Below are 13,430 nucleotides of genomic sequence, written 5' to 3'. Positions count from 1 at the left end.
TGCCATGACCGATGAAACCCCGATCGTCCTGACGGTCACCGACGGCGTCGCCACGCTGCGCCTGAACCGCCCCGATCGCCGCAACGCCATCGACGACGCGACGCGCGCCCTCATGATCGACGCGCTGGAGAACGCCGCCGTCGATCCGGCGGTCCGCGCCCTGGTCGTCACCGGCACCGGCACTGCCTTCTGTGCCGGTGGCGATGTGCGCGGCATGCAGCAGCGCCTGAGCGCCCCGCAGGAGGACGTGGCCTTCAACGGCTGGCGCCGCCAGGGCCGCACGCATCGCGCCGTCGCGCTGCTGCATAACTTCCCCAAGCCCACCATCGCCGCGGTGAACGGTGCGGCGGCGGGCCTCGGCGCCGACGTCGCCCTGTGCTGCGACTTCATCGTCGCCGCCGAGAGCGCGCATTTCACCATGAGCTTCATCGCCCGAGGCCTGATCCCCGATGGTGGCGGCATGTATTTCCTGCCGCGCCGCGTCGGCCTGGCCCGCGCGAAGGAGCTGGTGTTCAGCGGCCGCCGCGTCGGCGCGGCCGAGGCGCTGACCATGAACATGGTCGAACGCGTTGTCCCGGATGGGGAACTGCTGCCCGCGTCGGAAGGCTGGGCACGCGAACTCTCGGCGGGCTCGCTTGCCTCCATCGCGCTGGCGAAGTCGGTGATGGACCGCACCTTCGAGATGAGCTTCGAGGACGTCCTCGCCGAGGGCGCCAAGGCCCAGGCCATGTGCTACACCACCGGCGAGCACCGCGCCTCGGTCGCCGCCTTCCTCGCGAAGTCGAAGAAATGAGCGGCCTCGATCGCCTGCTGCGCCCGCGCAGCGTCGCCGTCATCGGTGCTTCCGCCGATCCTACGAAGACCACGGGCCGCCCGGTCGGCTACCTGCAACGCCATGGCTTCGGCGGCGCGATCTGGCCGGTCAATCCGCGCGTCGCCGAAATCGGTGGCCTGCGCTGCTACCCTGATGTCGCGAGCCTGCCGGACGCACCGGATGTCGCCATCGTGCTGCTCGGCGCCGAACGCGCCGGGGATGCGGTGCGTGACCTGTCGGCCCGCGGTGCGGCGGCGGCCGTCGTGCTCGCCGGCGGTTTCGCCGAGACCGGCGGCGACGGCGGCGACCGCCAGGCGCGGCTGAAGGAAGCGGCGGGCAGCATGCGCCTGCTCGGCCCGAACACGATCGGGCTGGTGAACCTTGCCGACCGCATCGTGCTCTCAGCCTCCGGTGCGCTGGAAGTGGAAGACCTCGCCGCCGGGCGCATCTCCCTGGTGTCGCAGTCGGGCGGCATCCTGGGCGCGGTGCTGTCGCGCGGGGCGGCGCAGGGCATCGGCTTCGCGCAGCTCGTCGCGACGGGCAACGAGGCCGATATCGACGTCGCCGATGTCGTCGACCATTTGGCGGGTGACGACAGCACCGACGTGATTGCCCTCTACATCGAGGGCGTCCGCCGTCCGGACGCGTTCCGTGCAGCCGCGTGCAAGGCCGCGGCGGCGGGCAAGCGCCTGGTCGCCTACAAGGTCGGGCGGTCCGAGGCCGGCGCGCAGGCCGCCATCTCCCACACCGGCGCGCTGTCCGGCGCGGACCGGCTGTATGACGCGCTGTTCCGCCAGCTCGGCATCATTCGTGCGGAGCGCTTCTCCGACCTGCTCGACGTCGCTTCGGCGCTCGCGACGCGACGCCTCGTGCGCGGCAAGCGCGTGGCCGTGCTGACCTCGACCGGCGGCGCCGGCGCGCTGCTCGCGGACAATTTCGGCCTGGCCGGCTTCGAACTGCCGCCGCCCGATGCGGCGACCGCCGAGCGCCTCGCCGCGCTGACGGGTGAGGTCGCCGTGGCGAACCCGCTCGACCTCACTCTCGCCGGCCTGAAGTCCGAGGTGATGAACGGCGCCATCGCTGCGCTGCTCGAAAGCCCGACCTATGATGCGCTCGCCGTGGTGGTCGGTTCCTCGGCGCTGGCGCAGCCGCGTCTGGCCGCGGATGCCATCGCCGCGGGGCAGGCGATCAGCGACAAGCCGGTGATCGCCTATCTCAGCCCGCATGCGCCGGCGATCGGCGCGGCGTTGCAGCGCCAGGGCATCCCGGCGGTGAGCGCGCCGGAAGCCGCCGCGACGATGCTCGCAGCGCTGGTGCCGCCCGCGCCGCTCGCCGCGCCAGCCACTGCGCCGGAAGCGCCTGTGGACCTCCCGTCGGGTCCGCTGGATGAGGCGGAGAGCAAGGCCCTCTTCGCCCGCTTCGGCGTCACGCCGGTGCGCGAGGTCGCCTGCGCGACGCCGGAAGAGGCTGCGGCCGCTGCCGCGACCCTCGGCGAGACGGTCGTGCTGAAGGCGCTCTCCCGCCACCTCGCGCACAAGAGCGATGTCGGCGGCGTGCGCGTCGGCGTGAAGCCCGCCGATGTCGCGGCCGAGGGCGCGGCCATGATCGCCCGCGTCACCGCAGCGACCGGCCGTGCTCCGGAGGGCCTGCTGGTCCAGGAACAGTTGCGCGGCGGTGTGGAGGTCATCCTCGGCCTGCAGCGCGACCCGCATCTCGGCACCGCGATTCTGCTCGGCATGGGTGGCGTCGCGGCGGAGGTCTTCCACGACACCGCCCTGCGCCTGCTGCCGATCGACCGGGCCGAGGCGGAATCGATGCTCGCCGAACTCCGTGGCGCGACGCTGCTGCAAGGCTTCCGCGGCCGGCCGAAGGCCGACGTCGCGTCGCTGATCGACACGGTCCTCGCCTTTGCCCGCATGGGCGAGGCTCTCGACAATCGCCTGGTGACGGCGGAGATCAACCCGGTCTTCGTCATGCCGGAAGGGCAGGGGGCACGCGCCGCGGATGCGCTGGCGGTGCTGACCTGATGTGGAGCCGGAGGGGCCTCGCCCCTCCGGGCCGCGTCTCACGCGCGCATTCGTCGCGCCAGATTCTCCCCGATCATCACGCAGGTGAAGTGCAGGTTCGCCCGGCAATCCGTCGGCATGATCGAAGCATCCGCCACGCGCAGGCCCTCGACCCCGCGGACGCGCAGATCGGGATCGACCACGCCGCGCGGATCCTCATGCGCCGTCATCTTGCAAGTGCCGGCGGCATGCTGGATGTCGCCCGCCTGTTCCAGCATCACCTGGTCCAGTTCGGCGTCCGGCAGCGCAGCCGCCTCGGCCAGGCTGAGTTCGGTCTCGCAGAAGGTGATGCGTTCCGCGATGCCCGTCACCGCATCGCGCGCCACGAGCCGTGCCAGTCGCTTCACCCCATCCCGCATGCGCAGCAGGTCCGCAGGGTCGTCGAGCATGTTCTCCTCGACCACCGGCTGCGCGTCCGGATTGGCAGAGGTCAGCCGCACCGACCCGCGCGCATAGGCGTCATACAGCGACAGCCCGATCGCGCCTGAGGAGGACGGCAGGTCGTCATCGGTGACGCCGCGATGGTTGAAGGCAATCATGATCATGTCGCGTTCGGCCCCGCCGGCCAGCCCGCTGCTGTAGGTGAGGCAGCAATTGGTGTGGCGCGCATCGCGTCCGCGCGCGACATGGTCGGGCTTGAGCGCGAGCGTCGCCCGCAGGATCGGATGATCCATCAGGTTGCGCCCGACCGCCGGCAGGTCATGCAGCACCGGAATGCCCAGCGCGGCGAGTTCCGCCGCCGGCCCGATGCCGGACCGCAGCAGGATGGTCGGGCTGTGGATCGCGCCGGCCGACAGCACCACCTCGCGTGCCGCGATCTCCTCCCATGGCCCATCGCCGAAGCGTACCCGCACACCGCGCGCCTGCCTGCCGTCGAACAGCACGCGATCGACCATCGCCTCGCCGCGGATGGTCAGGTTCGCCCGCCCGCGCGCCGGTTCCAGATAGCCGTCGTTGGTCGTGATGCGCTTTCCGTCCCGCAGATTGATCGGGTAGCAGGAGACCCCTTCGCCCTCCGGTGCGTTCAGATCCGCCTTCCAGGCATAGCCATCGGCGAGTGCCGCATCGCGCAACGCACGATCCACGGAGCCCCAGAGTTCCGCCGGCATGCGCCAGACCGGCAGCGGCCCACCCTTGCGCACACCCGGCGCAACGCCGGTATCGGCATCGTCCTCGATGGCGTCGAACAGCGGCAGCACATCGGACCCGGCCCAGCCTTCGCAGCCGGCCTCGGCCCAGCCGTCGAAGGCAGCAGGCACGCCGCGAATGGCGATCTGCGCATTGACCGTGGAGGATCCGCCCAGCGCCTTGCCGCGCCAGTAGAATTTCGGATCCTGCGCCTTGGTTCGCCGTGTCAGCAGCCCGGGCCACTGCCATTCCGCCTGGTGCGAGGGTTGGTGCATGAAGGGGATGATGTTGGCGCTGCGCAACGCGTGCGGCGCCTCGGCGGCGCGCCAGTCACGCCCGGCTTCGAGCAGCAGGACGCGGCGCCCGGGATCCTCGGACAGCCGCGCAGCGAGCGGGGCGCCGGCCGAACCGGCGCCCACCACGATCACGTCATACATCGCGACTACTGCTTCTCCACATTCCAGAAGAGAGGAATTGCCGACGGGATCAGATTGCGCAACTGAGACCGATAGGCGGCCGGCTGCGCGAACTGGCCCCAGGGCACGGCCATCGCCTGGCCATAGACGATGCCCTGGATCTCGCCGGCGATGCGCTGGCGCTCGGCGAGCGTCGGGGCGGCGGCGAAGGCGTCGAACAGCGGCGTCAGCGCTTCCTGGCAATGGAAGCCGCCGGTGGTCGCGCCGGTGCAGTTGAAGCCGATGACCGAATTGGTCAGCGGGTTGTGCAGATCGACGCCGAGTGCATGCACGCCGAACACCGACCAGCCCTCGCGCCGTGTGCGGCGGGCGAGCACCGAGGCCCAGTCCATCACCTGCATGTCCACGGTGAAGCCCGCCCGGCGCAGCCGGTCGGCAAGGATCTCCGAGGAGATCTTCGGTGCCTCCAGGTCGTTCGCCACGAGCACGATGACAGGCTCGCCATTGTAGCTGGTCTGGCGCAGCGCCGCGCGCGCCGCCTCGATGGACGGGTTGCGCATCGGCTCGGTGCCGACCTCGTTCTCATAGGGCGAACCGCAGATGAAGAAGGCGTTGCAGCTCCGCGAATAGCGGTCGGTGAGGCCCATGCCGGTCATCACCTCGGTTTGGTCCACCAGGGACAGCAGCACGCGGCGGATCGCGGGGTCGGAGAAAGGTCCCGACGCGGCATTGGTGCGGTAATGCCCGGTGAACTGCTCGAGCCCTTGGAAATTCATCAGCGAGATGCGCCGGTCGCGTTCCAGCGCGGAGAGCATGTCGAAGGGCGCGTACTGCATGTAGTCGATCTCGCCCGAGCGCATGGCGTTGACGACCGTCGCCCCGTCCGGGATCACGCGGATGTCGAGCGCGTCGATGCGCACCACCTTGCCGCCGGACAGGTGGTCGGCCGGCTCACTGCGCGGCACATAGGCGGCGTTGCGGCGCAGCAGCATGCGGTCGCCGGGGCGATGGTCGGCCCGGCTGAAGACGAACGGGCCGGACCCGATGATCTCCGGGATGCGTTCCGTGCCGGGCGTCGCGGCGAGCCGCGCGGGCATCATGAAGGGGCCTGGCGAGGACGTGGTACCGAGCGTCTCCAGTACCAGGCCGAAGGGCTGGCTCAGCGTCAGCACGAAGGTCTTGGGATCGCGCACTTCGAGCGACGCGGTGGCGCGGCCGAGCCGCCCGCCCAGCGCGCTGCGCGTGAACCAGCGCTGCAGGGAGGCAACGGCATCTGTCGCCGTCACATCCGCGCCGTCATGCCATTTCAGCCCGTCGCGCAGCGTGAAGGTCCAGGTCAGGCCGTCGGACGAGGCCGTCCAGCGGTCCACCATCTGCGGCTTCACCTCGCCCGCCGCGTTCATCGCGAAGAGCGTGTCGAAGACCATGTAGCCGAAGGTGCGGGTGATGTAGGCCGGCGTGAAATGCGGATCGAGCGTGACGATCTCGGCCTCCAGCACCGCCGACAATGTCTGGGCCTGTGGCACCCCCGGCAGGAGGCTGCCGAGCAGCCCCAGCATCGGGAGCCATCGCGTCCGGGATCGTCTTGGCATGCCGCCATCTCCTGTGTTCGTGTCGTGCGCAGACCACCATGCCGGCCGCCCGTGCAACAAGGTGGGAATGCGGGGAAAACCGCAGATCCGTACTGGCATCTGCCCGCCACGCGGGCATGGCGACCGGGGCGCGATGAATTCGACCGCAGCGCTTTCGTGATCAGTTCTGCGGTTCGGGGCGCCGCACCATGGCGTCGCTTCCCGGGCGGGCACCGTGAGCCGGGCGTGGCACGGCGCCTGTCCGATGCGCCGGCTCAGACCACGGGTGTGCGCCATTCCGCATGGGCGTCCGTCGTCCCGCGCACGACGGATTCGTAGGCTTCCTGAAGCTTCATCGTGATCGCCCCCGGCTTCCCGTCGCCGACCGGCAGCCGGTCGATGGTCGCCACCGGCACCAGCTCCTGCCCGGTGCCGCAGAGGAACACCTCGTCGGCGACATAGAGCTCGGAGCGGTCGGCGCGGCGCTCCTCGACCGGTACGCCGAGTTCCGCGGCGAGTTGCATGACGGTGGTGCGCGTCACGCTTTCCAGGATGTCGCTGTCGCGGGCGGGCGTGATCATGACGCCGTCGCGCACCAGGCACAGGCAGGCGCCGGCGGATTCGCTGACCTTGCCTTCGCGCGTCAGCAGGATGGGCGCGTCATAGCCGTCGGCCTTGGATTGCAGCGTGGCGATGCGCCCGGCGTGGTAGTTCGCCGTCGCCTTGATGCGCGCCGGCGTGGTGTTGTCGGCGATGCGCGTCCAGGATGAGACGCCGAGGGCGAGCCCGCTGGTCCGCTTGGGCGAGCGTTCCCGCGGGATGGCGGCGCAGACCCAGCCGACCTTACCCGTGGTGGACTGGTTGCCGAGGCTTTCGATGTGCACCTGCAGCCGGATATAGGCATCGTCGTCCGGTGCATTGGCCTTCACCGAATCGAGCACGCCTTGGCGCAACTCGTCGCGCGAGGGCGGGTCGTCGAAACGCATGAACTTCATGCCCTGGTCGAGCCGCACGAGATGTTCCTCGAGCCGGAAGACCGACAGGCGCTTCGTGACCGGATTGATGTAGGCGCGGATGCCCTCGAAGACCGAGGCACCATAGGCGAGGCCGACAGCCAGCGGATGGATACGCGCTTCCTCGAAGGGAATGGCCTTGCCGTTCTGAATGATGGTGTGCGCAGTCCAGGCCATGCTTTCCCCTCGGGTATCACCAATGGGGGCAGGCTGGCCCGAAGCGGGACGCCCGGCAAGGGCTGGACCGCTTCTAGCTGCGCCCCGCGCGCGCTACTCTACCGCGGAGACAGCGGAGGAAGCTGGGCCATGAGCGCGGCAACGGAGATGGGGACCGCAGCCCCGATGCTGCTGCGGGAGGGGGGGGCGAGCGGCGTGACGGTGCTGACGCTGAACCGCCCGGCGCAGCGCAACAGCCTGTCGCTGCCAATGCTGGACCTGCTGGAGGCCGCCCTGGCCGAAATCGGCGAGGATGCGTCCGTGCGCTGCGTGATCCTGGCCGCGGCCGGGCCGGTCTTCTGCGCCGGGCATGATCTGCGGGAACTGACCGCTCATCGGGCCGATGCCGATGGCGGGCGCGGCTTCTTCGACCGCACGATGGAGACGTGTTCGCGCGTCATGCAGGCCATCACGGCGCTGCCGCAGCCGGTGGTTGCGGCGGTGCAGGGGGTGGCGACGGCGGCAGGGTGCCAACTGGTGGCGACCTGCGACCTGGCCGTTGCGGCGGAACCGGCACGCTTCTGCACGCCGGGGGTCGATATCGGGCTGTTCTGCTCCACGCCGGCGGTAGCCCTGGCGCGCGCGGTGCCGCGCAAGGCGGCGATGGAGATGCTGTTGCTCGGCGAGATGGTCCCGGCGGCGGAAGCCTTGCGGCTGGGCCTGGTGAACCGGGTCGTGCCGGCGGATGCGCTGATGGCCACCGCCCATGATCTGGCGCAACGCATTGCGGCGCGATCGGCATTGACGATACGCATGGGCAAGGCGGGCTTCTACCGTCAGGTGGACAGGCCGCTGGCCGAGGCCTATCGCACGGCCGCCTGCGTGATGACGGAAAACCTGATGGCGCACGACGCCGCGGAGGGGATCGCCGCCTTTCTGGAGAAGCGCCGACCCGTCTGGAAAGATCGCTGAGGAGCGGACACATGGCCGATTACGAGACGGGTCTGGCGCGCAACGCCGCGAATCACCAGCCGCTGACGCCCCTGCTGTTCATGGAGCGCGTCGCGCAGGTCTACCCGCAGGCGCTGGCCGTCGTGCATGGAGCGGTGCGGCGGAACTACCGCGATCTGCGGGATCGCTGCGTGCGACTGGCCTCGGCGCTCGCGCGCCATGGCATCGGGCGCGGTGACACGGTCGCTGCGGTGCTGCCGAACATTCCGGAAATGCTGGAATGCCACTACGGCGTGCCGATGGCCGGGGCGGTGCTGAACACCATCAACACGCGACTGGATGCGGCGACGGTCGCCTATATCCTCGACCACGGCGAGGCCAAGGTGCTGATCGTCGACAAGGAGTTCATGCCGGTGGTCCGCCTCGCCCTGCTTCAGGCCAAGGCGAAGCCGCTGATCATCGAGGTGGACGACCCTATGGCGCCGGCCGCGGCGCAGGCCGAGACGCTCGGCGGCATGGGCTACGAGGCCCTGCTGGCCGAAGGCGACCCGGCCTTCGCCTGGACCATGCCGCAGGATGAGTGGGACGCAATCACGCTCAACTACACCTCCGGCACCACGGGCAAGCCGAAGGGCGTCGTGTATCACCATCGCGGGGCCTATCTGCTCGCGGTCGGCAACGTTCTGTCGGCGGAGATGGGCAAGCACCCCTCCTATCTCTGGACGCTGCCGATGTTCCACTGCAACGGCTGGTGCTTTCCCTGGACGGTCACGGCGCAGGCCGGCGTGCATGTCTGCCTGCGCGCGGTGCGCGGGCCTGACATGTGGCGGCTGATGGCCGATGAGGCCGTGACCAACATGTGCGGCGCGCCGATCGTCATGGCGACGCTGCTGAACACGCCGGAGGCCGAGAAGCGCGACCTGCCGCATCAGGTGAAGTTCATCGTCGCCGGCGCGCCGCCGCCCGAGGCCGTGCTCGCCGCCATGCAGGCCGCGGGCTTCGCCATCTGCCACGTCTATGGCCTGACCGAGGTCTATGGCCCCTCGGTGGTGAACGAATGGCATGCGGAATGGGATGCGAAGCCGGCCCATGAACGCGCCGCGCTGATGGCCCGGCAGGGCGTGCGCTACATCGCGCTCGAGGGCCTCGACGTGAAGGATCCCATGACCATGGAGTCCATGCCGGCGGATGGCGCCTCCCTGGGCGAGGTGATGATGCGCGGCAACGTCGTGATGAAAGGCTATCTGAAGGACGATGCCGCGACGGCTGCTGCCTTCAAGGGCGGCTGGTTCCACACCGGCGACCTCGCCGTGAAGTATCCGGACGGCTACATCCAGTTGAAGGATCGTTCGAAGGACATCATCATCTCGGGCGGGGAGAACATCTCCTCCATCGAGGTCGAGGACGCGCTGTACAAGCATCCGGCGGTCGCGGTGGTGGCGGTGGTGGCGCGGCCGGACGAAAAGTGGGGCGAGACGCCCTGCGCCTTCGTCGAGCTGAAGCCCGGCGTCCAGGCCACGCCGGAGGAGCTGATCGCCTTCGCGAAGCAGCACCTGGCGGGGTTCAAGGTTCCACGTCACATCGTCTTCGCCGAATTGCCGAAGACCTCCACCGGCAAGATCCAGAAGCACGTCTTGCGCAGCCAGGCCAAGGAAGCATGACCTCAGTCGATACGATTCTCGCCCATGCCGCCGCGCGGCGTGAGGAGTCCCGCGCGCGTTGGTTCGAATGGCTGCGCATCCCCTCGGTTTCCGCCCAGCCGAACCATGCCCCGGATTGCCGGCGTGCCGCGGAGTGGCTGGCCAGCCAGCTTCGTGCCATCGGCTTCACCGCCGAGCTGAAGGACACGGCCGGTCATCCGGTCGTGCTGGGGCACCACCCCGGCCCGGCGGGCGCGAAGCGCCACCTGCTGTTCTACGGCCATTACGACGTGCAGCCGGCCGAGCCGATGGAGCTGTGGACCAGCCCGCCCTTCGAGCCTGTTCTCGTGGACGGCCCCAACGGCAAGCGCGCCGTGGCGCGCGGCGCGGTGGACGACAAGGGCCAGGTGATGACCTGGCTGGAGGCGCTGCGCTTCTGGCACGACACGCAGGGCGGCCCGCCCTGCCGCATCACCATCGTGGTGGAAGGCGAGGAGGAGGTGGGGTCGAAGCACCTGCCCGATTTCCTCGAGGCCAACGCCGACGCGCTGCGTGATGCCGATGTCGTCGTCATCAGCGACAGCAACATGTGGGACGTGGCGACGCCGTCCATCGTCACCAGCGTGCGCGGGTTGGTCTACACCCAGCTGGACATCACCGCGGCCAACAAGGACCTGCATTCGGGCCTGTTCGGCGGATCCGCGCTGAACCCGATCAACCTGATCACCCGCGTCCTGGGCGACCTGAAGGACGAGGCCGGGACCATCATGATCCCCGGCTTCTACGACGGCGTGCAGGAGATCTCGGCTGAACGCCGCAAGCAATGGGATGGTCTGAACTTCGACGAGAAAGCTTTCCTCGGCGGCGTCGGCCTGTCCGTGCCGGCGGGCGAGGTGGGGCGATCGGCGCTTGAACGGCTCTGGGCACGCCCGACCGCGGATGTGAACGGCATCTGGGGTGGTTACACTGGGGAGGGCGCGAAGACCGTCATCCCGTCCGAGGCGCATGCGAAGGTCTCCTTCCGTCTGGTGCAGGGGCAGAGCCCGGCCAAGGTCCTCGCCGGCTTCCGCGACTTCATTATTGACCGCATCCCCGAGGATGCGACGGTGAAGATCCAGGTCTTCAGCCATGGCGAGGGTATCGAGATCCCCTCGGACAGCCCCTTCGTCCGCGCCGCCCAGGCCGTGCTGACCGAGGAATTCGGCAAGCCGGCGATCCTGCAGGGCGGTGGCGGGTCGCTGCCGGTGGTCGAGCAGATCAAGCAGATCATCGGGCTCGACTGCCTGCTGGTCGGCTTTGGTCTCGATGACGACCAGGTGCACAGCCCGAACGAGAAGTTCGACGTGGTCTGCTTCGAACGCGGCATCGACAGCCACATCCGCATGCTGGCGGCGCTGGCCGAGGCCTGATCCGCGCCCGCGCGGTTCCCTTGAAAGCGGAACTGCGCGAGCTTTGGTTTGAGCGAGCATCTGCACCCGCCCGGCTGATATCCGGCCGGACGGGACCTTCTCCACGGAGGTATCGTGAACGAGGATCCCTATGACGTCCTGGGCGTGAAGCGCGACGCCTCGCAGGACGACATCCGCAAGGCCTATCGCAAGCTCGCCCGCAAGCTGCATCCCGACCTGAACCCCGGCGACAAGGCGGCTGAGGAGAAGTTCAAGGCGGTCTCCGCCGCGAACGACATCCTGGGCGATGCCGAGAAGCGCGCGCGCTTCGACCGCGGCGAGATCGACGCGGCGGGCAACGAACGACCGCCGCAGCCCCCGCCCGGCTGGTATCGGGACCACGCCGAGGCGGGCGGGCCCTATGCCTCCGATGCCGGCTATGCCGACATGATGGATGAGGACGAGTTGCTCGGCGCGCTGTTCGGTCGCGGCGCGCGGCGGCGCGGTGGAGCGGGCGGCGCGCAGTTCCGCATGCAGGGCGGGGACATCCATGCGCGGCTCGCCATCGACTTCCTCGATGCCGTGAACGGCGCGACCAAGCGCGTGACCCTGCCCGATGGCAGCACGGTCGACGTGACCATCCCGCCCGGCACGCGCGAGGGCCAGGTGCTGCGGCTGCGCGGCAAGGGCTCGCCTGGTATCGGCGGTGGGCCGGCCGGTGACCTGATGGTGGAGGTCAGTGTGGGTGAACACCGCCATTACAAGCGCCGCGACGACGACATCCTGCTCGACCTGCCCGTGAGCCTGACCGAGGCGGTGCTGGGTGGGAAGATCGAGGTGCCGACGCCGGCGGGCCCTGTGATGGTGACGGTTCCGAAGGGATCGAACAGCGGGACGGTGCTGCGGCTGAAGGGGCGCGGGGTGAAGAAGCGCGACGGATCGCGCGGCGATGCCTTCGTCACGCTGCGCCTCGTCCTGCCGGACAAGCCCGATGCCGATCTGGAAGCCTTCGCCGAGCGCTGGACCGCCGGGAAGGCCCAGAATCCGCGCGAAGGGATGGAGGGCTGAGATGGCCGAGATGAACGACCGCCTGCGCCGTCTGCGTCTTCAGGCGACGATGCTGGAAGCCTGGGTTTCGGCCGGCTGGATCGCGCCGGAGACGCCGGAGTACAGCGAGACCGACCTCGCCCGCGCCTGCCTGATCCGTGACCTGCGCGAGGCGATGGGCGTGAATGATGAGGGTGTCGAGGTCGCGCTCGACCTGCTCGACCAGATCCACGGCCTGCGCCGGGCGCTGCGGCGCGTCGGCGATGTGATGCACGGCCTGCCCGAACCGGCGCGGCAGGAAGTGCTGGTGATCCTGCGCGAATTGGACGAGGCATGAGCCCTGGCTTTCACGGCGTCTTTCCCTATCTCGTCTCGCCCGTCGCGCCGGATGGCGCGGTGCTGGAAGCGGAGCTGCGCCGGCTGGTGGAGCATCTGATCGACGCCGGCGTCCATGGGCTGACGCCGCTCGGCAGCACGGGGGAGTTCGCCTATCTCGACACGGCGCAGCGGCGGCGGATCGTCGAGATCGTGGTGGAAACCGCGCGCGGCCGCGTGCCGGTCGTGGCCGGCGTCGCCGCGACGACGACGGCCGACGCGGTGCGCCAGGCGAAGGATTATGCGGCGATCGGCGCGGACGGGATCCTCGCCATCATGGAGGCCTATTTCCCGGTCTCGGAGGCCGGGGTGGTGGCGTACTTCACCGCCATCGCGGATGCGACCGACAAGCCGGTGGTGCTTTACACCAACCCGAACTTCCAGCGGTCGGACCTGACGCTGCCGGCGATCGACACGCTGTCGCGGCATCCGCGCATCGTCGGCATCAAGGATGCCTCGACCAATACGGGGCGGCTGCTGTCCATGCTGAACCGTACCGAGGGGCGGATGGAAGTCTTCGCGGCCTCCGCCCATATCCCGCTCGCGGTGATGATGATCGGCGGCAAGGGATGGTTCGCCGGGCCGGCCTGCGCCATCCCGCGGGAGTCGGTGCGGCTCTATGAGCTGTGTCGAGCAGGGAAGTGGGATGCGGCGCTGACGCTGCAACGCGCGCTGTGGCGGGTGAATGAGCTGTTCGCGGCGCATTCCCTCGCCGCCTGCATCAAGGGAGCCTTGCAGATCCAGGGCTTCGCGGTCGGTGATCCGATCCCGCCCCAGGCGCCGCTCTCGGCCGAGGGCCGTGTGGCGGTGGAGAAGGCGCTCGCGCTTGCTGCCGAGGCTCTCGCCGCCGCGCCCGAGGCCTGAG

The 13,430-nt window shown here is 69.5% G+C and carries 11 protein-coding genes; 8 read left to right on the top strand and 3 right to left on the bottom strand.

Annotation, left to right across the window (positions count from 1 at the left end):
• The first annotated feature begins 4 nt into the window (after positions 1-4).
• Both KPL78_RS25610 and KPL78_RS25605 read left to right on the top strand, forming a co-directional pair.
• A complete protein-coding gene (locus tag KPL78_RS25610; RefSeq protein WP_219765813.1) occupies positions 5-793 on the top strand; it encodes an enoyl-CoA hydratase/isomerase family protein in 789 nt (262 codons plus the stop codon).
• Positions 790-2,841 carry an acetate--CoA ligase family protein gene (locus KPL78_RS25605; RefSeq protein ID WP_219765812.1) on the top strand — a complete coding sequence of 684 codons (2,052 nt, stop codon included), beginning with the start codon at positions 790-792 and terminating at the stop codon, positions 2,839-2,841. The genes KPL78_RS25610 and KPL78_RS25605 overlap by 4 nt, the downstream gene beginning before the upstream one ends.
• Before the next feature lie 38 nt (positions 2,842-2,879).
• On the opposite strand, the gene KPL78_RS25600 is transcribed toward KPL78_RS25605, so the two are convergent.
• From KPL78_RS25600 to ilvE, 3 genes are all read right to left on the bottom strand, one after another.
• On the bottom strand, positions 2,880-4,445 hold the full coding sequence (locus KPL78_RS25600) for a GMC family oxidoreductase (RefSeq protein ID WP_219765811.1): 1,566 nt from the start codon (positions 4,443-4,445) through the stop codon (positions 2,880-2,882).
• A 5-nt stretch (positions 4,446-4,450) separates the two neighbouring features.
• Positions 4,451-6,016, bottom strand: coding sequence for an ABC transporter substrate-binding protein (locus KPL78_RS25595; RefSeq protein ID WP_255569433.1), 1,566 nt, complete (start codon positions 6,014-6,016; stop codon positions 4,451-4,453).
• Positions 6,017-6,270: 254 nt separating this feature from the next.
• On the bottom strand, positions 6,271-7,185 hold the full coding sequence (gene ilvE / locus KPL78_RS25590; RefSeq protein WP_219765810.1) for a branched-chain-amino-acid transaminase: 915 nt from the start codon (positions 7,183-7,185) through the stop codon (positions 6,271-6,273).
• A 129-nt stretch (positions 7,186-7,314) separates the two neighbouring features.
• Here ilvE and KPL78_RS25585 point away from each other — a divergent pair, with 129 nt between their 5' ends.
• From KPL78_RS25585 to KPL78_RS25560, 6 genes are all read left to right on the top strand, one after another.
• On the top strand, positions 7,315-8,136 hold the full coding sequence (locus KPL78_RS25585) for an enoyl-CoA hydratase (RefSeq protein WP_255569432.1): 822 nt from the start codon (positions 7,315-7,317) through the stop codon (positions 8,134-8,136).
• Positions 8,137-8,147: 11 nt separating this feature from the next.
• On the top strand, positions 8,148-9,776 hold the full coding sequence (locus KPL78_RS25580; RefSeq protein WP_219765808.1) for an acyl-CoA synthetase: 1,629 nt from the start codon (positions 8,148-8,150) through the stop codon (positions 9,774-9,776).
• Positions 9,773-11,164, top strand: a complete 1,392-nt coding sequence (locus KPL78_RS25575; protein WP_219765806.1) for a M20/M25/M40 family metallo-hydrolase — start codon at positions 9,773-9,775, stop codon at positions 11,162-11,164. Before KPL78_RS25580 ends, KPL78_RS25575 begins: the two co-directional genes overlap by 4 nt.
• A gap of 111 nt (positions 11,165-11,275) precedes the next feature.
• Positions 11,276-12,211 (top strand): DnaJ C-terminal domain-containing protein, encoded by a 936-nt coding sequence (locus KPL78_RS30905; protein ID WP_432761295.1) that lies wholly within the window; start codon positions 11,276-11,278, stop codon positions 12,209-12,211.
• A gap of 1 nt (position 12,212) precedes the next feature.
• Positions 12,213-12,527: a chaperone modulator CbpM gene (locus KPL78_RS25565; protein ID WP_219765804.1), complete on the top strand. Its 315-nt coding sequence runs from the start codon at positions 12,213-12,215 to the stop codon at positions 12,525-12,527.
• Entirely contained in the window at positions 12,524-13,429 is a 906-nt protein-coding gene (locus KPL78_RS25560) for a dihydrodipicolinate synthase family protein (RefSeq protein WP_219765803.1), read from the top strand. Before KPL78_RS25565 ends, KPL78_RS25560 begins: the two co-directional genes overlap by 4 nt.
• Position 13,430 lies beyond the last annotated feature (1 nt).

Origin of the sequence: Roseomonas alba (assembly GCF_019430885.1) — a bacterium.
Classification (GTDB): Bacteria; Pseudomonadota; Alphaproteobacteria; order Acetobacterales; family Acetobacteraceae; genus Neoroseomonas; species Neoroseomonas alba.
The sequence above is the reverse complement of the archived record's forward strand: the minus strand, read 5'-3'. Positions and strand labels throughout refer to the sequence as shown.

What these genes read in the sequence shown, in the direction of transcription:
- KPL78_RS25560 (WP_219765803.1), top strand. Translation starts at nt 12,524, where the DNA reads ATGAGCCCTGGCTTTCACGGCGTCTTTCCCTATCTCGTCTCGCCCGTC.
- KPL78_RS25585 (WP_255569432.1), top strand. Translation starts at nt 7,315, where the DNA reads ATGAGCGCGGCAACGGAGATGGGGACCGCAGCCCCGATGCTGCTGCGG.
- KPL78_RS25580 (WP_219765808.1), top strand. Translation starts at nt 8,148, where the DNA reads ATGGCCGATTACGAGACGGGTCTGGCGCGCAACGCCGCGAATCACCAG.
- KPL78_RS25595 (WP_255569433.1), bottom strand. Translation starts at nt 6,016, where the DNA reads ATGCCAAGACGATCCCGGACGCGATGGCTCCCGATGCTGGGGCTGCTC.
- KPL78_RS25605 (WP_219765812.1), top strand. Translation starts at nt 790, where the DNA reads ATGAGCGGCCTCGATCGCCTGCTGCGCCCGCGCAGCGTCGCCGTCATC.
- KPL78_RS25610 (WP_219765813.1), top strand. Translation starts at nt 5, where the DNA reads ATGACCGATGAAACCCCGATCGTCCTGACGGTCACCGACGGCGTCGCC.
- ilvE (WP_219765810.1), bottom strand. Translation starts at nt 7,185, where the DNA reads ATGGCCTGGACTGCGCACACCATCATTCAGAACGGCAAGGCCATTCCC.
- KPL78_RS25600 (WP_219765811.1), bottom strand. Translation starts at nt 4,445, where the DNA reads ATGTATGACGTGATCGTGGTGGGCGCCGGTTCGGCCGGCGCCCCGCTC.
- KPL78_RS25565 (WP_219765804.1), top strand. Translation starts at nt 12,213, where the DNA reads ATGGCCGAGATGAACGACCGCCTGCGCCGTCTGCGTCTTCAGGCGACG.
- KPL78_RS25575 (WP_219765806.1), top strand. Translation starts at nt 9,773, where the DNA reads ATGACCTCAGTCGATACGATTCTCGCCCATGCCGCCGCGCGGCGTGAG.